This is a genomic window from Sphingomonas sp. (assembly GCF_017744835.1).
GTDB lineage: Bacteria > Pseudomonadota > Alphaproteobacteria > Sphingomonadales > Sphingomonadaceae > Sphingomonas.
This window is the reverse complement of the sequence record NZ_JAGIAM010000001.1, coordinates 834,277-852,983: the sequence shown is the minus strand read 5'-3', so window position 1 is coordinate 852,983 and position 18,707 is coordinate 834,277. Positions and strand designations below refer to the sequence as shown.

19 protein-coding genes are annotated in these 18,707 nt (G+C 69.9%); 14 read left to right on the top strand and 5 right to left on the bottom strand.

The window, feature by feature from the left end; genetic code table 11:
• The first annotated feature begins 35 nt into the window (after positions 1 to 35).
• Positions 36 to 977, top strand: a complete 942-nt coding sequence (gene htpX, locus J7500_RS03975; RefSeq protein ID WP_294060149.1) for a zinc metalloprotease HtpX — start codon at positions 36 to 38, stop codon at positions 975 to 977.
• Between the two features lie 38 nt (positions 978 to 1,015).
• The gene (locus tag J7500_RS03970; protein ID WP_294060148.1) at positions 1,016 to 2,296 is read left to right on the top strand and encodes an RsmB/NOP family class I SAM-dependent RNA methyltransferase; all 1,281 of its coding nucleotides are present in this window, start codon (positions 1,016 to 1,018) and stop codon (positions 2,294 to 2,296) included.
• A gap of 2 nt (positions 2,297 to 2,298) precedes the next feature.
• Here J7500_RS03970 and J7500_RS03965 read toward each other — a convergent pair whose 3' ends face one another.
• Together J7500_RS03965 and J7500_RS03960 are read right to left on the bottom strand one after the other, a co-directional pair.
• Positions 2,299 to 3,318 (bottom strand): ATP-dependent DNA ligase, encoded by a 1,020-nt coding sequence (locus J7500_RS03965; protein WP_294060147.1) that lies wholly within the window; start codon positions 3,316 to 3,318, stop codon positions 2,299 to 2,301.
• Positions 3,315 to 3,665, bottom strand: coding sequence for a GFA family protein (locus J7500_RS03960; RefSeq protein ID WP_294060146.1), 351 nt, complete (start codon positions 3,663 to 3,665; stop codon positions 3,315 to 3,317). The genes J7500_RS03965 and J7500_RS03960 overlap by 4 nt, the downstream gene beginning before the upstream one ends.
• Before the next feature lie 90 nt (positions 3,666 to 3,755).
• Here J7500_RS03960 and ung point away from each other — a divergent pair, with 90 nt between their 5' ends.
• From ung to J7500_RS03945, 3 genes are all read left to right on the top strand, one after another.
• Positions 3,756 to 4,454, top strand: a complete 699-nt coding sequence (gene ung / locus J7500_RS03955) for a uracil-DNA glycosylase (protein ID WP_294060145.1) — start codon at positions 3,756 to 3,758, stop codon at positions 4,452 to 4,454.
• 70 nt (positions 4,455 to 4,524) lie between these two features.
• Positions 4,525 to 5,979: a S41 family peptidase gene (locus J7500_RS03950; protein ID WP_294060144.1), complete on the top strand. Its 1,455-nt coding sequence runs from the start codon at positions 4,525 to 4,527 to the stop codon at positions 5,977 to 5,979.
• An 89-nt stretch (positions 5,980 to 6,068) separates the two neighbouring features.
• Positions 6,069 to 6,347: a hypothetical protein gene (locus tag J7500_RS03945; protein WP_294060143.1), complete on the top strand. Its 279-nt coding sequence runs from the start codon at positions 6,069 to 6,071 to the stop codon at positions 6,345 to 6,347.
• Between the two features lie 15 nt (positions 6,348 to 6,362).
• Here J7500_RS03945 and recQ read toward each other — a convergent pair whose 3' ends face one another.
• Positions 6,363 to 8,141 carry a DNA helicase RecQ gene (gene recQ / locus J7500_RS03940; RefSeq protein WP_294060142.1) on the bottom strand — a complete coding sequence of 593 codons (1,779 nt, stop codon included), beginning with the start codon at positions 8,139 to 8,141 and terminating at the stop codon, positions 6,363 to 6,365.
• 86 nt (positions 8,142 to 8,227) lie between these two features.
• Between recQ and J7500_RS03935 the strand changes: the two genes are divergently transcribed.
• Positions 8,228 to 9,739 carry an ATP-binding protein gene (locus J7500_RS03935; RefSeq protein ID WP_367112968.1) on the top strand — a complete coding sequence of 504 codons (1,512 nt, stop codon included), beginning with the start codon at positions 8,228 to 8,230 and terminating at the stop codon, positions 9,737 to 9,739.
• A 175-nt stretch (positions 9,740 to 9,914) separates the two neighbouring features.
• The gene (locus J7500_RS03930; protein ID WP_294060139.1) at positions 9,915 to 10,943 is read left to right on the top strand and encodes a glycosyltransferase family 2 protein; all 1,029 of its coding nucleotides are present in this window, start codon (positions 9,915 to 9,917) and stop codon (positions 10,941 to 10,943) included.
• A gap of 181 nt (positions 10,944 to 11,124) precedes the next feature.
• On the opposite strand, the gene J7500_RS03925 is transcribed toward J7500_RS03930, so the two are convergent.
• Positions 11,125 to 12,423: a NupC/NupG family nucleoside CNT transporter gene (locus J7500_RS03925; RefSeq protein WP_294060138.1), complete on the bottom strand. Its 1,299-nt coding sequence runs from the start codon at positions 12,421 to 12,423 to the stop codon at positions 11,125 to 11,127.
• 155 nt (positions 12,424 to 12,578) lie between these two features.
• On the opposite strand from J7500_RS03925, the gene J7500_RS03920 reads away from it, so the two are divergent.
• Genes J7500_RS03920 through J7500_RS03895 form a run of 6 tightly spaced genes read left to right on the top strand, consistent with a single transcriptional unit; the run spans position 12,579 to position 16,407 of the window.
• The gene (locus J7500_RS03920) at positions 12,579 to 13,256 is read left to right on the top strand and encodes a queuosine precursor transporter (RefSeq protein WP_294060137.1); all 678 of its coding nucleotides are present in this window, start codon (positions 12,579 to 12,581) and stop codon (positions 13,254 to 13,256) included.
• 55 nt (positions 13,257 to 13,311) lie between these two features.
• Positions 13,312 to 14,211: an acetylglutamate kinase gene (gene argB / locus J7500_RS03915; protein WP_294060136.1), complete on the top strand. Its 900-nt coding sequence runs from the start codon at positions 13,312 to 13,314 to the stop codon at positions 14,209 to 14,211.
• 46 nt (positions 14,212 to 14,257) lie between these two features.
• Positions 14,258 to 14,560 (top strand): YggT family protein, encoded by a 303-nt coding sequence (locus tag J7500_RS03910; protein ID WP_294060135.1) that lies wholly within the window; start codon positions 14,258 to 14,260, stop codon positions 14,558 to 14,560.
• Between the two features lie 23 nt (positions 14,561 to 14,583).
• On the top strand, positions 14,584 to 14,871 hold the full coding sequence (locus J7500_RS03905) for a DUF167 domain-containing protein (RefSeq protein WP_294060134.1): 288 nt from the start codon (positions 14,584 to 14,586) through the stop codon (positions 14,869 to 14,871).
• Positions 14,868 to 15,743 (top strand): bifunctional methylenetetrahydrofolate dehydrogenase/methenyltetrahydrofolate cyclohydrolase FolD, encoded by an 876-nt coding sequence (gene folD / locus J7500_RS03900; RefSeq protein WP_294060133.1) that lies wholly within the window; start codon positions 14,868 to 14,870, stop codon positions 15,741 to 15,743. The genes J7500_RS03905 and folD overlap by 4 nt, the downstream gene beginning before the upstream one ends.
• Before the next feature lie 22 nt (positions 15,744 to 15,765).
• Positions 15,766 to 16,407 carry a MarC family protein gene (locus J7500_RS03895; protein WP_294060131.1) on the top strand — a complete coding sequence of 214 codons (642 nt, stop codon included), beginning with the start codon at positions 15,766 to 15,768 and terminating at the stop codon, positions 16,405 to 16,407.
• Here the strand turns inward: J7500_RS03895 and J7500_RS03890 are convergent.
• Positions 16,364 to 18,163, bottom strand: a complete 1,800-nt coding sequence (locus J7500_RS03890; protein WP_294060681.1) for an AcrB/AcrD/AcrF family protein — start codon at positions 18,161 to 18,163, stop codon at positions 16,364 to 16,366. The two genes, J7500_RS03895 and J7500_RS03890, sit on opposite strands and share 44 nt — an antisense overlap.
• Before the next feature lie 172 nt (positions 18,164 to 18,335).
• On the opposite strand from J7500_RS03890, the gene J7500_RS03885 reads away from it, so the two are divergent.
• The gene (locus J7500_RS03885; RefSeq protein ID WP_294060130.1) at positions 18,336 to 18,707 is read left to right on the top strand and encodes a GtrA family protein; all 372 of its coding nucleotides are present in this window, start codon (positions 18,336 to 18,338) and stop codon (positions 18,705 to 18,707) included.

Genomic DNA, 18,707 nt, shown 5'->3' with positions numbered 1-18,707 from the left:
GGCTCCCACATTGTGGCGAGGAGGAACCGGGTCAAGTGAACGGGTTCAAGACGGCGATGCTTCTGGCGGCGCTGACGGCGCTGTTCATGGCGCTGGGCTATATGTTCGGCGGCAGCGGCGGCGCGTTGATCGCGCTGGTGTTCGCGGCGGGCATGAACCTGATCACCTTCTGGAACGCCGACAAGATCGTGCTGTCGATGCACCACGCGCGCGAAGTCGATGCCGGCTCGGCGCCCGAGTTCGTCGGGCTGGTCGAGGAGCTGAGCCGCCGCGCGCAGCTGCCGATGCCCAAGGTTTATGTGATCGATTCGCCGCATCCCAACGCCTTCGCCACCGGCCGCAACCCGCAGCACGCCGCGGTCGCGGCCACCACCGGGCTGCTCGACCTGCTGACCCGCGAGGAAGTCGCCGCGGTGATGGCGCACGAGCTCGGCCATATCCGCAACCGCGACACGCTGATCATGACGATGGTCGCGACGATCGCGGGTGCGATCTCGATGGTCGCCAATTTCGGGCTGTTCTTCCGCGGATCGGGCGGGCGCGGGGCCGGAATGGCCGGGCTGGCGGCCGTGATCGTCGCCCCCTTCGCGGCGATGATCGTCCAGCTCGCGATCAGCCGCACGCGCGAATATGGCGCCGACCGCGCGGGTGCCGAGATCTCGGGTGATCCGCGCGCGCTCGCCTCGGCGCTGGCCAAGCTGGCGCAGGGCGCCGCGCGCATCCCCAATCCGGTCGCCGAGCGCGTGCCCGCGGCGGCGCAGCTCTACATCGTCCCCGGGCTGCGTGGCGGCGGCGACAATATGTTCTCGACGCACCCCGACACCGGCAATCGCATCGCCGCGCTGGAGGCGATGGCCGCCGAAATGGGCGGCGGAAGCGGTCCGGGCCTGGCGCCGCGACGGCCGGCCGGTCCCAGCGTGCCGGTCACGCGCAAGTCCCGCCGCGCCAGCGCGCTCGATCCGCTCGGCCGCCGCTGACCCTTTCCCTCGCGCGGCGCGGCTCCTAGGGAAAGGCCATGGCCCGACCCGCAAGACCTTCCCGCCCCCAGGGCGACGCCCCCGGCGTCCCCGCGCGCCGCGCCGCGCTCAAGCTGCTCGACGCCGTGCTGCGCCGCGGGCTCGCGCTCGAGCAAGTGCTCGATTCGGCCGCGCAGGGGCTCGCGCCCAACGATCGCGGGCTGGCGCATGCAATCGCGGCCGAGGCGCTGCGGCGGCTCCCCGATCTCGACGCGCTGATCGATTCGGCGACCCAGCGCCCGCTCCCCGACGACGCCAAGGCGCGCTTCGCGCTGCGCATCGCGCTCGTCCAGGCGCTGTCCCTCGGCACGCCGGGCCATGCCGCGATCGCGACGGTGCTGCCCTTGGTCGACGGCGGCCCCCGGAAACTGGTCCACGGCGTGTTCGGCGCGCTGATGCGGCAGGGCGCCACATTGCCCGAACCGCCGACGCTCCCCGACGCCGTGGCGTTGCGCTGGCACGCCGCCTGGGGCGACCAGATGATCGAGGACGCCGAGCGCGCGATCGCAGTGCCGCCGCCGCTCGACCTGACGCTGCGCGATCCGGCGCGGGCGCCCGACCTCCCCGGTGCGAGCCTGATCGCGGGGCATCTCCGCCTCGACGAAAAGGCGGCGGTGCCGACGCTCGAAGGCTATGCCGAAGGCGACTGGTGGGTGCAGGACCTCGCCGCTTCGCTTCCCGCGCGGCTGATCGGGCCGGGCAAGGGCAGCGCGCTCGACCTGTGCGCGGCGCCGGGCGGCAAGACGCTCCAGCTCGCCGCGGCGGGCTGGGAAGTGACGGCGGTCGACGTCTCGGAAAGTCGTCTGGCGCGACTTCACGAGAATCTGGAACGCACCGGCCTCGCCGCGCGCGTGGTCGCCGCGGACCTGCTCAAATGGCAGCCCGACGCGCCCGCCGACGCGGTGCTGCTCGACGCGCCGTGCAGCGCCACCGGCATCTTCCGCCGGCATCCCGACGTGCTCCACCGCGTCGGCCCCGCGCTGATCGCCGAGATGGCCGAGCTCCAGTCGAAGCTGCTCCACCGCGCCGCCAAATGGGTGAAGCCGGGCGGGGTGCTGGTCTTCTCGACCTGCTCGCTCGAGCCGCAGGAAGGCGAGGCGCACCTCGATGCCTTCCTCGCCGCGCATGGCGAGTACCGCGTCGAGCCGGTCCGGCCGGGCGAGCTGCCGGAAGGTGTGAGCGCACGCGAGGACGGCACGCTGCGGCTGTTGCCGGGAGCGCTGGCCGACAAGGGCGGGCTCGACGGCTTCTTCATCGCGCGCCTGCGCCGCGCCGGCTGACGTCAAGCCTTCGCCAGCGCCGCCTCGACCAGCGCGGGGCGCGCCTCGCCGCCCAGTTGCTCCATCGTGCATTGGCGTGGCGCCTTGTCGGGGCGCCAGCGCAGGAAGCCGGTGCCGTGGCGGAAGCGGCGGCCGGTGACATGGTCGTAGCGTACCTCGGCGACCAGCTCGGGGCGCAGCGGCTCCCATTCGCCGGTGCGCTCGGTCGACCAGCGGCTGGGCCCGCCCGGCGCGTCGCCGGTGAAGCCCGGCGGCTCGACCAGCGCCTCGAGCCGCTCGGTGAGCGCGGGCCGGTCGGCGGCGGGGATCGCAGACGTGAAGCCGACATGGTGGAGCAGCCCGGCATCGTCATAGAGGCCGAGCAGTAGCGATCCGACCTCGCGCTTCTTCGCGGCGTAGCGGAAGCCGCCCACTACGCAGTCGGCCGTGCGCAGGCATTTGACCTTGAGCATCGCGCGCTCGCCGGGCTGGTACGGCTCGTCGAGCCGCTTGGCGACGACTCCGTCGAGCGCACCGCCGGCGGCATCGAGCCAGCGCTGCGCCAGCGCCGGGTCCTCGGTCGCGGGCGACAGATGGAGCATCGGCGATCCGTGCGCGGCGTGGAAGCGCTCGAGCGCGGCGCGGCGTTCGGTAAGCGGCCGGTCGGCGAGCGCGCCCTCGCTCCACAGGCAATCGAACAGCATCAGCCGCGCCGGCGTCTCGGCCGCAAGCCTGCGCACGCGGCTCTCGGCCGGGTGGAGCCGCATCTGGAGCGCTTCGAAAGACAGCGTCTCGCCCACCGGAATCAGCAATTCGCCGTCGAGCACCACCTGGTCCATCGGCAGTTCTGCGATTCCAGCCGCGACTTCGGGGAAATAGCGTCCGAGCGGCTTGCCCGATTTGGACTGGAGGAACACCTCGCCGCCCTGCTTGAACACCAGGCAGCGGAAGCCGTCCCATTTGGGCTCGAACTGCCAGCCGGTCCCGTCGGGCAGCGCCTCGACGAGCTTGGCTTCCATCGGTTCGAGCCCGGGTGCGATCACCGGCTGGCGCCGTCGTAGAACTGGATCTCCAGTGCCTCGGGATCGATACCGTCGGCGCAGCGCAGGTTGATCTCGACCATCGGCTTGCCGTCGGCGCCATTGCCCTCGGCGAAGGGCGCGATGCCGCAGGTTTTGCAGAAATGATGCGCGATGACGAGATGGTTGAAGCGATAGGTGGCGAACGCGTCGCGGCTCGTCTCGAGCCGGAACTTGTCGGGCGTGGTGAAATAATGGAGCGGCGCCTTGCGCCGGCACATCGAGCAATTGCACTGGAGCGCCTTGGTCGGCGGATCCTCGTCGACGGTATAGGCGATGGCGCCGCAGTGGCAGCTTCCGGTGAAGGCCATGGTCGTTCCTCCTCTTGTGGCGCAAACCCATTTGCCGGGGATTACGATCCGGCCGTTGACAGGCGCGCATGCGTTTCGGACAGCAGGGGCATGGGGGACGTCAAGCTGCATCCGAGCTGGCTCGAGCCGCTGAAGGGCGAGTTCGAGAGCCCGTACATGGAAGCGCTGAAGCGCTTCCTCGTCGCCGAGAAGGCCGCGGGCAAGCGCATCTTCCCGGCGGGCGGCGAGTGGTTCCGTGCGCTCGATCTCACGCCGCTCGAGCAGGTCAAGGTCGTGATCCTGGGGCAGGACCCCTATCACGGGGAGAGACAGGCGCACGGCCTGTGCTTCTCGGTGCGCCCGGGCGTGCGCGTGCCGCCGAGCCTGGTCAACATCTACAAGGAGCTGGAGAGCGACCTGGGCATCCCGCGTGCGCGCCACGGCTTCCTCGAGCATTGGGCAGGCCAGGGCGTGCTGCTGCTCAATGCCGTGCTGACGGTGCAGATGGGCATGGCCGCGTCGCATCAGGGCCGGGGCTGGGAGCGCTTCACCGACGCGGTGATCCGGCTGGTCAATGCGCGCCCCGAGCCGGCGGTGTTCATGCTCTGGGGCAGCCATGCGCAGAAGAAGGCGGCGTTCGTCGATTCGGTCGATCGCGGCGGGCGGCATCTGGTGCTCAAGGCGCCGCACCCCTCGCCGCTTTCCGCGCACACCGGCTTCTTCGGGTGCCGGCATTTCTCCAGGGCGAACGAATTCCTGAAGGCGCACGGGCAGAAGCCGATCGACTGGGCGCTCCCCGCCGAAGCCTGAGCGAATCCGCAAAAGCGTTGGCGGGCCGACGATCTCGTGCCAAGCTGTTGATCCGGTTGGGAGGAATCGAATGAAGCAGTCGCGGTTCGGTGCGTCGCTGGCGCTGGTGGCGATGCTTGCGGCGTGCAGCGGCGGCGGCGGTGGCGGCGGCTCGGTCTCGGCGCCGCCGACCGGCGGTGGCGGAAGCGTGACGCCCGCGCCGACGCCTGCGCCGACCACGGCCGGCTGCACGCTGCGCGAACGCCAGGACTGGGCGCGCCAGCAGCTCGACGAATGGTATCTCTTCCCCGAGCTTCTGCCCGCGAGCCTCAATCCCGCGAACTACGCGACCGTCGAGGACTATATCGACGGGCTGACCGCCACGGCGCGCGCGCAGCAGAAGGATCGCTATTTCACGTATCTGACCTCGATCGCCGAGGAGAACGCCTATTATTCCTCGGGGTCGAGCGCGGGCTATGGCTTCCGCCTGGCCGGGGACAGCCTCGCGCGGCGCGTGTGGATCTCCGAGGCTTTCGAAGGCGCGCCGGCGCTCGCGGCCGGGATCGACCGCGGCACCGAGATACTGGCGATCGGCACCAGCGCGTCCAACCTGCGCACGGTCGATTCGATCGTCGCCGCCGAGGGGCTGAACGGCGTCAGCAACGCGCTGGGCGGCTCGGCGGTGGGCACGACGCGCGTGCTGCGCATCCGCGACGCTGCGGGCACGCGCGACGTGAGCGTTTCGATGGCCGACTATGCGCTCACGCCGGTCTCCAGCCGCTACGGCGCCAAGGTGATCGACGACGGCGGCACCAAGGTCGGCTACGTCAACCTGCGCACCTTCATCAACACCGCCGACCCGGCGCTGCGCGCGGCCTTCGCGCAGTTCAAGGCGCAGGGCGTCAGCAAGGTGATCGTCGACCTGCGCTACAATGGCGGCGGGCTCATTTCGATCGCCGAGCTGATGGGCGACCTGCTCGGCGGCGGGCGGACCAGCTCCGACGTGTTCAGCTACACCGTCTTCCGCCCCTCCAAGGCGTCGAACAACGAGACGCGCTATTTCGCGCCGCAGCCCGAATCGGTCGCGCCGACGCGGATCGCCTTCATCGGCACCGGCGGCACCGCCTCGGCGAGCGAGCTGGTGATCAATGCCTTCATCCCCTATCTCCACGCCAACGCCGCGCTGGTCGGGACCAACACCTATGGCAAGCCGGTGGGGCAGATCGCGGTCGACCGCACCGCCTGCGACGACCGGCTGCGCGTGATCGCGCTCGCGGTGCAGAACAGCGCGCACCAGGGCGGCTATTATTCGGGGCTCTCGGGCACGGTCGAGGCGAGCTGCCGCGCGAGCGACGACATCAACTATCCGCTGGGCGATCCGCGCGAATCCTCGACCAAGGCGGCGCTCGACTTCCTCGCGGGACGGAGCTGCACTGCGATCGCCGGGGCGGGCCAATCGACGCTCGCGCTGCGCGAGGCCCCGCGCGAGCTGATCGCGCCCGAGCGGCCGAGCACGCTCCAGCGCGAGGTGCCCGGCGCCTTCTGACGCTTCGGCGGGAACCTCTGGCGTTCCCCGGCGATTGGAGCGGCTCCGGCCGTACCGTGCCGGGGAACCGCGAAAAAAAGGGGACAGCAATGAAGATTCTGGTGAAGGCCGCATGCGCGGCGGGTCTGCTCGCGCTGGGCGCGTGCGGCGGCGGCGCCGACGATCGCGCGGCGGCGAATATCGAGGCGGCCGGCGAGAACCAGGCCGATGCGCTCGAAGCGCAGGCCGATGCGACGAACAACGACCAGCTGCACGACGCGCTCGAGGCGAAGGCTGACAATATCGAGGACGCCGCCGACGCCGCGGCCGATCGCGCCGACGACCAGGACGACGCGCGGATCGAGAACCAGGTCGCCAACCACATGTGAGCCCCGGGGGCTCCGTCAGTTCGCTGGCGGGGCCTCGCGGATGATCTGGAGGAAGGCGGCGCCATAGGCGTCGAGCTTTCGCGCGCCGACGCCCGAGATGCGGCCGAGCTCGGCAAGGCTCGCCGGGCGGCTCAGCGCCATGTCGCGCAGCACCGAATCGTGGAAGATCACATAGGGCGGCAGCCCGGTCTCCTGCGCGATCTCGCGGCGCTTGGCGCGCAGTGCCTCGAACAGCGGGTTGCCGACCGGATTGTCGCCCCCGGTCCGCCCGCGCCGGCTGCGGCGCTCGCGCCTGGGCGGCAGCACCAGCTTGAGGTCGGCCTCGCCCTTGAGGATCGGCCGCGCGCCGGGGCCGAACTCGAGCCCGCCATGCGCATTGGCGCGCAGCGCATCGCGCAGCAGCAGCGCGCGCGCGACCGGCTTGAGCAGCGCCGCTTCGTCGCCGTCGACGATGCCGAACACCGACAGCGCCTCGTGCCCGTTCATCAGGCTGCGCTCGCTCGACTGGCCGAGCAGGATCGACTCGATGTAGCCGACGCCGAACATCATGCCGGTGCGGAACACCGCCGAGAGGAATTTCTGCGCAGTGACGGTGGCGTCGACCGCGGCGGGCGGGTGCAGGCAATTGTCGCAATTGCCGCAATTCTCGGGCGCGTCCTCGCCGAAGTGGCGGAGCAGGATACGACGCCGGCAGCCGGCGGTCTCGACCAGCGCGCCGAGGGCATTGAGGCGAGTGCGCTCGCCCGGCTGGCGCGCGGGCTCGACTTCGCCGATCCGCTGGCGCGCGCGGGCGAAATCGTCGGCGCCCCAGAAGAGATGCGCGACCGAAGGATCGCCGTCGCGTCCGGCGCGGCCGGTCTCCTGATAATAGGCCTCGATCGACTTGGGCAGCCCGGCATGGGCGACGAAGCGGACGTCGGGCTTGTCGATCCCCATACCGAAGGCGACGGTGGCGACGATCACCATGTCCTCGGACGCGACGAAGGCGGCCTGATTGCGCCGCCGCACCGCCGGATCGAGCCCGGCATGATAGGGGAGCACCGGGCGGCCGGTCTCGGCGGCGAGCTTCTCGGCGAGCTTCTCCACCCCGGTGCGCGTCTGGGCATAGACGATGCCGGGACCGGGCTGCTCGGCGATCAGGTCGATCACCTGGCGGGTCGTGTTCTCGCGCGGGCTGATCAGATAGCGGATGTTGGGCCGGTCGAAGCCGGCGACGATCAGCCCGTCCTGCGGGATTCCGAGCTGGTCGAGGATGTCGGCGCGGGTGTGGGCGTCGGCGGTGGCAGTGAGCGCGAGCCGCGGGACCTGCGCGAAATGGTCGAGCAGTGGGCGGAGCAGGCGATAGTCGGGGCGGAAGTCGTGCCCCCATTCGGAGACGCAGTGCGCCTCGTCGATCGCGAAGAGGCTCAGCCGCGTGCTTTCGAGCAGCCGGCGGAAGCCGTCGTTCGAGGCGCGCTCGGGCGCGACGTAGAGCAAGTCGAGCTGGCCGGCGCGGAAACGGTCGATCGTCTCCTCGCGATTCTCGTCGACGCTGGTGAGCGTCGCCGCGCGGATGCCCACGGCCTCGGCGGCGCGGAGCTGGTCGTGCATCAGCGCGATCAGCGGCGAGACGACCACGCAGGTGCCGTCGAGCGCCTGGGCGGGCACCTGGTAGCAGAGCGACTTGCCAGCGCCAGTGGGCATCACCGCGAGGGTGTTGGCGCCCGCCATCACGCGATCGACCACCTGGCGCTGAACGCCGCGGAAATCGGCGAAGCCGAAGGTCTTGCGGAGGATGTCGAGCGGATCGTGCACGAGGCTTCGTTAGGGAAGGCGAAGGGGTGGTGTCGAGGCCATAGGGGCGGACGGAGCCGTTCCATCCACAGGCTTTCGGCAGACCGATCCACTCGAAGCTTGAACCCCAAGCCCCCGATCCGCCAAAGCAGGGGCGAATGACGGTCCGGGTTGAAATGGGGAAGGACACGGGTGGGGCGCCCGTGTCGATGGATCTCGAGGAATTGCTCGCCACCCGTCTGCTCGTCCAGGGCAATTCGGGCTCGGGAAAGTCGCACCTGCTGCGCCGGCTGCTCGAACAGTCCGCGGGTCATGTCCAGCAGGTGGTGATCGACCCCGAGGGCGACTTCGTCACTTTGGGCGATCGCTACGGCCATCTCGCGATCGAGGCTTCGGAGCATAGCGAGCGCGACGTGATCCGCTTCGCATCGCGAATCCGCGAACACCGCGCTTCGGTGGTGCTCAGCCTCGAGGGGCTGGAGGCCGAGGGGCAGATGAAATGCGCCGCCGCGTTCCTCAACGGGCTTTTCGATGCGCCGCGCGACCATTGGTATCCGGCGCTGGTCGTGGTCGACGAGGCGCAGCTGTTCGCACCCGCGGGCGGCGGCGAAGTGGCCGAGGACGTGCGGCGCGCCTCGCTCTCGGCGATGACCAATCTGATGTGCCGCGGCCGCAAGCGCGGGCTCGCCGGCGTGATCGCGACCCAGCGGCTCGCCAAGCTCGCCAAGAATGTCGCGGCCGAGGCCTCGAACTTCCTGATGGGGCGCACCTTCCTCGACATCGACATGGCGCGTGCCGCCGACCTGCTCGGCATGGAGCGGCGCCAGGCCGAATCGATCCGTGACCTGCAGCGCGGGCATTTCCTCGCGCTCGGCCCCGCGGTGTCGCGCCGGCCGCTGTCGGTGCAGATCGGCGCGGTCGAGACCAGCGCGCGCAGCTCGAGCCCCAAGCTCACCCCGCTCCCCGAGGCGCCGACCGAGGACCTCAAGGACCTGCTGCTCGCCCCCGCCGAGCCGAGCTGGACGCCGCCCGCGCCGCCGCCGGTGCAGGTCGCGCCGCAGGCCGCATCCGAACGGCTGATCGAGGCGCTCGCGCGTTCGACGCCGGCGCCCGTCGAAGCGCCGCCCGAGATGGAGCCGGAAGAGGCCGCCGCCCGGATCGCCGACGTGCTGCGCGACATCGTCGAGGACGCGGACTCGACCTATCGCTCGCCCTCGGTGCTCTATCAGGATTTCCTGGTGCGCTGCCGGATGGTGGGGCTGGCGCGGCCGCCGCTCGACCTGTCAGGCTTCGTCCGCCGGCTTTCGGCGGCACGGGCGGGCATCCACGGCGACCCCGATGCGGAATGGGCACAGGCGCTGGAGGCCGCGCGCGCGCTGCCCGATGACATGCTGGGGCCGTTCCTGCTGATCGCCCGCGCCGCGCGCGAAGGCGAGCCCTGCCCGAGCGACGCCGAGATCGCCGCGACCTATGGCACCAGCTCGCTCGGCCGCGTGCGCCGGCTGCTCAGCTATATCGAGAGCCGCGAGCTGTTCGTGACGCGGGTCGACCTGGCCGGCAAGCGCTCGATCACCATCCCGCGGCTGGGGTGGACGACGCAGCCCTCGGACGCGGGCTGACCTCCGCATAACCATATCGTCATCCCCGCGAAGGCGGGGAGCCAGAGCCACAGCGGACATCGCTCGTGATTCCTGGGTCCCCGCCTTCGCGGGGATGACGAAAGAGTGGGAGCCGGAGGAGAGGGAGGCAACCCGCCTCGACGCCGAACACGGACGGCGCTAGACACCCCGCCCTATGAAGCGGCCCAAGCTATCGATCGTCGTCCCCTGCTACAACGAGGAGGGGTGCCTGGAGATGCTCCACGCGCGCGTCTCGGCGGCGGCCAAGGCGGCGGTGGGCGAGGATTATGAGATCGTCCTGATCAACGACGGCTCGCGCGACGCGAGCTGGAGGGTGATGCAGCGCCTGTCCGAGGGCGACCCGCGCCTCGTCGCGATCAACCTCTCGCGCAACCACGGGCACCAGCTCGCGCTGACGGCGGGGCTGGACCTGTGCGCGGGCGAGGAGATCCTGATCATCGACGCGGACCTGCAGGACCCGCCCGAGCTGCTGAGCGACATGCGCGCGGCGATGCGCAGCCAGGGCGCCGACGTGGTCTATGCGGTGCGCCGCAAGCGCGAGGGCGAGACGATCTTCAAGAAGATCACCGCCGTGATCTTCTATCGCATGCTCGACCGGATCACCGACACGCCGATCCCGCTCGACACCGGCGATTTCCGGCTGATGACCCGGCGCGCGCTCGACGCCTTCCTGTCGCTCCCCGAACAGGCGCGCTTCATTCGCGGGATGGTCGCCTGGGTGGGGTTCAAGCAGGTGCCCTTCCCCTATGACCGGCACGAACGCCACGCGGGAGAGACCAAATATCCGCTCGGCAAGATGATCCGCTTCGCGCTCGACGCGATCACGGGCTTCTCGACCGCGCCGCTGCGCTTCGCCAGCCATGTTGGGCTGCTGCTGACCGCCGCCTCGGCGCTGCTCGTGCTTTATATCGTCGGCGGCTGGCTGATCGGCCGCGCGATCCCCGGTTGGACCTCGCTGATGCTGGTGGTGGTGGTGCTGGGCGCGGTGCAGATGTTCGTGCTCGGCATGATCGGCGAATATCTCGGCCGGCTCTATGTCGAGTCCAAGCGCCGCCCGCTCTATCTGGTCGCCGACGTCGCGGGCCCGGTGAAGGGCCACGCCTCGCTCGGCTATCGCTCCGAGGATTCGGGCGAAGTCAGCGTCTCGCCGCAGACCTTCCGGCACGAGGTGGCGGAGGGGTGAGCTTCTCACCTCTATTCCCCTCCCTGCCTGCAGGGAGGGGCTAGGGCGGGTTCAGCGCCGGGCGAGGCTCGATGCCTCGCGGGGCGCTTTCATCGGGTCGCTTCGAGTCTTCCTGAGCGCGCGGACGCGCGCACCCACCCCCGACCCCTCCCTTTCAGGGAGGGGAGTTTTGGTGGCGAGACTACGGCAGCAGCAGCCCCGCCAGCGCCGCGCTCATCAGGTTGGCGAGGCTGCCGGCGATCAGCGCGCGGATGCCGAGCCTGGCGATCATCGGGCGCTGGTTGGGGGCCAGGCTTCCGGTCGCCGCCATCTGGATCGCGATCGAGCTGAAATTGGCGAAGCCGCACAGCGCGAAGGTGACGATCGCGACGGTGCGCGGACCGAGGTCGGTCAGCTTGCCGAGCTCGATGAAGGCGACGAATTCGTTGAGCACCATCTTGGTGCCGAACAGGCCGCCCGCCTCGATCGCTTCGTGCCAGGGAATGCCGAGCAGATACATGACCGGCGCGAAGAGCGTGCCGATGATCTTCTGGAAGCTCAGGTCGGCGAACCAGGCCGCCCAGGCGGCATGGCCGCTGAGGCCGTAGATCCAGTTGCCGACGCCGCCGAGCAGCCCATTGGCGAGCGCGACGAGCGCGACGAAGGCGAGCACCATCGCGCCGACCGCGACCGCGATCTTGACGCCGGTCGAGGCACCGGTGGCCGCGGCCATGATCAGATTGGCGGCGCGCTCTTCCTCCAGATCATGCTCGGCGACCTTGATCGCTTCCTCCTCGGCATCGTCGCCGAGCGGCAGGTCGCCGTTTGCCGGCGCGATCTCGTCGGGCATGATGATCTTGGCCATCAGCAGCCCGCCGGGGGCGGCCATGAACGAGGCGGCGAGGAGATAGGGGAGCGAGGCCGGGCCGAGCAGGCTGGCATAGGCGGCGAGGATCGTGCCCGCGACGCCGGCCATGCCCACGCTCATCACCGCGAAGAGCTGCGAGGGCGTGAGCCGCGCCAGATAGGGGCGGATCACCAGCGGCGATTCGCTCTGGCCGACGAAGATGTTGGCCGCCGCGCACAGCGATTCGACCTTGGTGGTGCCCACCACCTTCTCGATGCCGCCGCCGATCCAGCGGATGACGAACTGCATCACGCCGAGATGGTAGAGGATCGACACCAGCGCGGCGAAGAAGATGATCACCGGCAGCGCCGCGATCGCGAAGCTCTGGCCGCCGAGCTCTGGCGTGGCGAGGGGGCCGAACAGGAAGCTGGTGCCGGCGCCGGCATAGCCGAGCAGCGCCGAGACGCCGTTGGAGAGCGCGTGCAGCGCCGCGCGGCCCCAGTCCGTGCGCAGCACCAGGAACGCGATGCCCGCCTGGAGCGCGAAGGCGGCACCGACGACGCGCAGCCGGATCGCGCGCTTGTTGTTCGACAGAACGAAGGCGATGCCGAGAATCGCCAAAATACCCAGAATGCCGATCGGGAAGTGAGTCATCCGCTTTTCAGTCGCGCCCCAAAGCCGGACTCTCTTCCGGCGAAAGGCGGGACCATACACGCTGCTTGGAATCGCGCCAGCGCAGGATTCGTGCGTAGGCGCGGGCCCCCTGTCTCCCCTTGTCTCTGCGGCGGCTTTGCCGCTAGCGTCCGCCGATGGAAACCCGTCCCCAGATCACGCGATCGCTCTTCTTCCTCTCGATCTTCTACGGCGGCATGGTCTGCATCGCAGGCGTGCTCGGCAACAAGCAGGTGTCGCTCGGCCCGGTGTCGGAGATCGGAAACTGGCTGGGCGTGGGGCCGCTGGCTGTCGAGGCGGGCATCTTTGCCTTCCTGCTGCTGGTCTCGGTGTCGAGCGCCGTCGCCGAGCTCCACGGGCGCGGGATCGCGAGCAAGCTGGTGGTGTTCGGCTTCGTGCCGCTGATCACGTCGGTGCTGCTCTCGTTGCTCGTGCTGGGGCTTCCCTCGTCGCCGAGCATGGACCCCGAGCGGCGCGAGGCCTTTGCGCTGATGATGTCGGGCACGCCGCGAATCTGGCTGGGCGGGATCGTGGCCTATGGCATCTCGCAGCTGCTCAACGTCACCATCTTCAGCGCGCTGCGCCAGGGCGGCGGGCGGCTGCTGTGGCTGCGCGCGGCGGTCGCCAGCGTGCTGAGCCAGGTGGCGGACACGCTGATCTTCGTGACCATCGCCTTCTACGGCGTCTTCCCGATCGGCGAGCTGCTCGTCGGCCAGATGCTCACTAAGGTGGTGCTCTCGATCGTGCTGGTGCCGCCGATGATCTATCTGTTCGTCGCGCTGGGCCGCGCGCTCGACCGGCGGCCGGCGCTCTGAGCGCTCTCGAAGCGCATACTCGCGCTGGCTGCGACTTTGCCCTAAAGGCGCGCGCATGACCGACCACGCACCCGATCCGGCGATGCTCGCCAAGGCCGAAACGCTCGTCGAGGCGCTGCCCTATCTGCAACGCTATGCCGGGGCGACCTTCGTCGTGAAATATGGCGGGCACGCGATGGGCGACCCCGAGCTCGCGCGCGATTTCGCCGAGGACGTGGTGCTGCTCCAGGCAGTCGGCATCAATCCGATCGTCGTCCATGGCGGCGGCCCGCAGATCGGCGCGATGCTCAAGCGGCTGGGCGTCGAATCGCAGTTCGTCGGCGGGCTTCGCGTGACCGACGCCGAGACCGCGCGGATCGCCGAGATGGTCCTGGCCGGCTCGATCAACAAGGAGATCGTCGGCTGGATCGGCCAGGCCGGCGGCAAGGCCGTGGGCATCTCGGGCAAGGATTCGGGGCTGGTCACTGCCGAGAAGGTGCAGGGGCGCGATCCCGACCCGCTGCAGGGGATCGAGCGCCACGTCGACCTGGGCTTCGTCGGCGAGCCGGTGGCGGTCGATCCCGTGTTGCTGCGCTCGCTCGCGGCGCAGGGCTTCATCCCCGTGGTCGCGCCGATCGCGATGGGCGCCGACGGGCATACCTACAACATCAACGCCGATACCATGGCGGGGGCGATCGCGGGGGCGATGGGCGCCAAGCGCTTCTTCCTGCTCACCGACGTCGCCGGCGTGCTCGACAAGTCGGGCGACCTGATGACCGACCTCGACCCTGCGCGGATCGCCGCGCTCAAGGCCGACGGCACCATTTCGGGGGGCATGATCCCCAAGGTCGAGACTTGCGTCTCGGCGGTGCAGGCGGGCGTCGACGCGGCGGTGATCCTCGACGGGCGCGTCCCGCACGCGATGCTGCTCGAGATCTTCACGCGGCGCGGCGCAGGCACGCTGGTCCACGCCTGACACGCACGCTATCTAGGCGAGAACATCCTTCTTCGGAGAACCGGGTTTGATCCTGATCCTCGACATCCTCCAGGTCCTGCTGAACGTCATCTGGTGGATCATCATCGTCCAGGCGATCATGTCCTGGCTGATCGCGTTCAACGTGATCAACACCTACAACGAGTTCGTCGGCTCGGTCTGGCGCGCGCTCAAGGTGATCACCGACCCGCTCTATCGGCCGATCCGGCGCATCCTGCCCGACTTCGGCGGGCTCGACCTGTCGCCGATGGTGGTGCTGGTGATCCTGCTGGTTATCCAGCAGGCAGTGATGCCGGCGCTCTACCGCACGGCGATGGGCCTGCCGGTCTGAGCCGGGCCGGCACCGCCTGGACGGTGCGCGACGACGGGCTGGAGATCGCCGTCCGCGTGACGCCGCGGGCCTCGCGCGACGCGCTGCTCGCCGGAACCGCGGAGCATTTCGCCGCCCGGCTCGCCGCGCCGCCGGTGGAGGGTGCGGCCAATGAAGCACTGGTCGCGCTGGTCGCGAAGAGCTTCGGCGTGGGCAAGCGCGCGGTGGCCTTCGTCTCGGGCGAGACGTCGCGGCTGAAGCGGCTGCGGATCACCGGCGAAACGACGAAGCTGGCAGAGATCGCCGCCAGCCTTTATGGGGACTGGCCATGAGCGCGGCACTGATCGACGGCAAGGCATTTGCGGTGGGACTGAGGGCCCGAGTGGCGGAGGGCGTCGCTGCCTTCCGCGCAGCGGCGGGGCGTGCGCCCGGCCTGGCGGTGGTGCTGGTGGGCGAGGACCCGGCCTCCGCGGTCTATGTCCGCTCGAAGGGCAAGCAGACCCGCGAGGCGGGGATGGAAAGCTTCGAGCACAAGCTTCCCGCCGACACCGACCAGGCGGCCTTGATCGCGCTGGTCGACCGATTGAATGCCGATCCGACGGTCGACGGCATCCTCGTCCAACTCCCGCTGCCCGGGCATCTGGATGCCGAGGAAGTGCTGCTGCGGATCGATCCCGACAAGGACGTCGACGGCTTCCATCCGGTCAACGCGGGCCGGCTGGCGACGGGGCTTCCGGGGTTCGTGCCGTGCACGCCGCTCGGCTGCGTCATGCTGCTCGAGGACCGGCTGGGCGATCTCTCGGGGCTCGATGCGGTGGTGATCGGCCGATCGAACATCGTCGGCAAGCCGATGGCCGCGCTGCTGACCGCGCGGAACTGCACCGTCACGATCGCACATTCGCGCACGCGCAACCTGCCGCACTATCTGCTCCACGCCGATATCGTCGTGGCGGCGGTGGGGCGGCCCGGGTTCGTCAAGGGCGAGTGGCTCAAACCCGGCGCGACCGTGATCGACGTGGGCATCAACCGGACCGAGGCGGGTCTGGTCGGCGACGTGGACTTCGACAGCGCGGCCTCGGTCGCGGGTGCGGTCACCCCGGTCCCGGGCGGCGTCGGGCCGATGACCATCGCCTGCCTGCTGCGCAACACGCTGGTCGCCGCGCACCGCCGCGAGAATATCGCGCTCGACGAGGACGCGCTTTGATGGCGCGGGGCGGCGCGCGCCGATGATCGAGCTCTTCATCTCCGCCTTCGCCACCTTCTTCGTGGTGATCGACCCGCCCGGCTGCGCGCCGATCTTCGCCGGGCTGACCAGCGGCACCAGCGCGACGCATCGCCGCGCGATGGCGGTGCGCGCCGTGACGGTCGCCGCGCTGATCCTGCTCGGCTTCGCGCTATTCGGCGAAGTGCTGCTGCGCGCGCTGGGGATCAGCCTCAACGCCTTTCGCATCGCCGGCGGCATCATGCTGTTCCTGATCGCGCTCGAAATGGTGTTCGAGCGCCGCACCGAGCGGCGCGAGGATCGTGCGGAGAAGCTGAAGTCGGGCGAGCCCGTCGACATCTCGATCTTCCCGATGGCGATGCCGATGATCGCGGGCCCGGGCTCGATCGCGTCGGTGATGCTGCTGATGTCGCAGAGCGACGGCGCGGAACGCTCCCTGGTGGTGCTCGCCGCGATGCTCGCGATCCTGGCGCTGACGCTGGTGGCGCTGCTCGCCGCCGGACCGCTGATGCGGCTGGTCGGCGCCAAGATCGAGGCGGTGGTCTCGCGCCTGCTCGGCGTGCTGCTCGGCGCGCTGGCGGTCCAGTTCGTGATCGACGGCGTCAGGGCTTCGCTGGTCGCGGGGCGGGCGCTGGCCGGGCAGTGACCGACGCGTCGGGCAGGTCGTAGCGGATCCGCCACAGCCGGAACGGCGAATTCCGCGGCAGGGCGACCGGCTCGAGCCAGTTGGGCACCTGGCCGCGGTGCAGCTGCGCATAGAAGCCGTCGGGGCTGCGCGCGCGATAGACGGTGGTCTCGGCCATGTTCGGGCAGATCAGCAGGTGCGTGGCGTGGTGGCGCGCCGCGATCGCTCGGAAGCCGCTCGGCTGGCCGGTGAAGGCATGGTGCACCGCCAGGATCGCGTCGCCGTTGCGGTGATAGGGGCCCGCGACGGCATCGTGGTGCGTGATCGTGATCAGCCGCGGACCCATGTCGACATGGGTGAAGACGATCGTGCGCGGCACGATATTGAGCGGGAGCAGCGTGCTCATCCGCGCGCAGGCGGCGTTGGCTTGGGCGACGCGGTTGGCCCCGCCGCCACCGCCGCTGCCGCGTTTGTCGCCCGGCAGATAGGGGAGCAGCAGCCCGGCGAAGAGCCCTGAGAGGACAAGGAAGGCGGCGACCGACCCGACCACGCGCAGCAGCATCGACGAGCGCGACAGGAACCAGGGCACCACCAGCCAGATCAGCGCGACCGAGCCGGGCACGCTCAGCATCTGTGCGGCGGGGCCTGCGCGGATCTGCCAGAGCAGCATCGCGCCCGCAAAGGCCGTGAACAGCGCGATTGCCGCCCAGGCGCTCGCTGCGGCGCTGCGGCGCGCGCGCCAAGCGGCGACGCATGCGCCGATCAGCCCGATCGCGGGCAGCGCCGCGATCGGAAAACCGGTCTTGAACGGATGGCGATAGATCGGCCGTGCCTCGCGGACATTGTTGAGCCAGGTGCGCGCGAGCTCGTCCGAGACCTGCTCGGGCCGGCCGAGGCATTGTGGGAAGAAGGCGACGAAACCTGCGACGATCACGCCGCCCGCGGCGGCTGCGAGCGCCAGCCGCACCCAGCGCTGCCGAGGACTGGCGAGCGACAGCGCGAACAGCAGCGCGCCGGCGGCGACCATCACCGAGAGCCACACCGGGGTGAGCGCGTCGCAGCGCATCGCCTGGTTGGCTTCGGAGGCGAAGAGCGCGAAGCCGAGCGCCGAGCCGCCGCCGAGAGCCAAGCCGTACGCCTGCATCCGCCGCGCGTCGCCTGCCTCCCACACCCAGCGCAGCGCGATGATCGCACCGGCCATCGCGCAATAAGGCAGCATCTCGAGCCCGATCGTCAGCGAGAGCGCGCTCGAAAGCCCGACGGTGGCGCCGCCGCGGGCGCGGCGGGGATCGGCGAGGCCGGCTACCGTCATCGCAAGGCAGGCGAGCTGCCAGCCGTGATGATCGATCCGCATCGGCACGAACATGCCGAGCGTCGAGGTGCAGCCGAGCAGGCCGAGCACTGCGAGCGGCCAGGCGTGCGGCGCCACCAGCCGGCGGACGGTGAGCACCAGCCCGGTCATCGCGACAGAGAGCGGAAGCAAGGGCGCGATGCCACACGCCCATTTTTCCGCCTCGGCCTGGCCGAGGAACGGCTTGAGCAGCAGGATCAGCCCGGCGATCGGCAAGTCGACGAAGCGCGACCAATGGATGTCGAAGCCGCCCATCGCGGGATCGAGCCGGTACTGACGCAGATCGTACCAGCCCTGGCCGGCGAGCAGCGCGCGGACCTGCATCAGCCGCATATTGTCGTCGGTGTCGCCGAGGACGAGCCAATAGATGTTGCCGTGGCGCTGGACGAGGAACCAGGCGACGATCGCCGCCCAGCAGACGAGCATCCACGTCAGCCAGTGCCTGTCGAGCTCGCGGTCCGGCCGCCAATTGCGGATCGTCTGAAGATTCAAAATCGCTTCCCTCGCTTCGATCCCGGCATTAGGGCGGCGGCTTGCGCGAGGGCAAGGGATCGTGGCGGCGTTACTTAATCGTGTCGAAGGCCTGAAGGAAAGCGGCGTGCTGGGTCAGCTCGTCCGCTTCGCCATCGTCGGCGGGCTTTCCACTCTGGTCTATGCCGCGGTCTATTGGCCGCTCGCGACCTATGCGATCCCGCCGGTACTCGCCTCGGTCGCCGGCTTCCTGGTCGCCGTCGTGTTCGGCTATGTCTTCCACAGTCGCTGGAGCTTTCGCGGGCACGAGGCCGAAGGCGGGGTGGGCACCCAGTCCAAGTTCGTCGCGGTCCAGTCGGTGGGCATGGCGATGAACGCCGGCTTCACCTGGATCTGCACCGGCCCGCTCCACCAGCCGACCTGGGTGCCGCTGATCCCCGTGGTGCTGGTGACGCCGCTCGTGACCTTCGCTCTCAACCGTTATCTGGTATTCAAATAA

Excerpts from the sequence above, each read along its gene's own strand:
- J7500_RS03970 (WP_294060148.1), top strand. The coding sequence starts at position 1,016 with ATGGCCCGACCCGCAAGACCTTCCCGCCCCCAGGGCGACGCCCCCGGC.
- J7500_RS03960 (WP_294060146.1), bottom strand. The coding sequence starts at position 3,665 with ATGGCCTTCACCGGAAGCTGCCACTGCGGCGCCATCGCCTATACCGTC.
- ung (WP_294060145.1), top strand. The coding sequence starts at position 3,756 with ATGGGGGACGTCAAGCTGCATCCGAGCTGGCTCGAGCCGCTGAAGGGC.
- J7500_RS03950 (WP_294060144.1), top strand. The coding sequence starts at position 4,525 with ATGAAGCAGTCGCGGTTCGGTGCGTCGCTGGCGCTGGTGGCGATGCTT.
- J7500_RS03945 (WP_294060143.1), top strand. The coding sequence starts at position 6,069 with ATGAAGATTCTGGTGAAGGCCGCATGCGCGGCGGGTCTGCTCGCGCTG.
- J7500_RS03930 (WP_294060139.1), top strand. The coding sequence starts at position 9,915 with ATGAAGCGGCCCAAGCTATCGATCGTCGTCCCCTGCTACAACGAGGAG.
- J7500_RS03925 (WP_294060138.1), bottom strand. The coding sequence starts at position 12,423 with ATGACTCACTTCCCGATCGGCATTCTGGGTATTTTGGCGATTCTCGGC.
- J7500_RS03920 (WP_294060137.1), top strand. The coding sequence starts at position 12,579 with ATGGAAACCCGTCCCCAGATCACGCGATCGCTCTTCTTCCTCTCGATC.
- argB (WP_294060136.1), top strand. The coding sequence starts at position 13,312 with ATGACCGACCACGCACCCGATCCGGCGATGCTCGCCAAGGCCGAAACG.
- folD (WP_294060133.1), top strand. The coding sequence starts at position 14,868 with ATGAGCGCGGCACTGATCGACGGCAAGGCATTTGCGGTGGGACTGAGG.
- J7500_RS03895 (WP_294060131.1), top strand. The coding sequence starts at position 15,766 with ATGATCGAGCTCTTCATCTCCGCCTTCGCCACCTTCTTCGTGGTGATC.
- J7500_RS03890 (WP_294060681.1), bottom strand. The coding sequence starts at position 18,163 with ATGCTCGTCTGCTGGGCGGCGATCGTCGCCTGGTTCCTCGTCCAGCGC.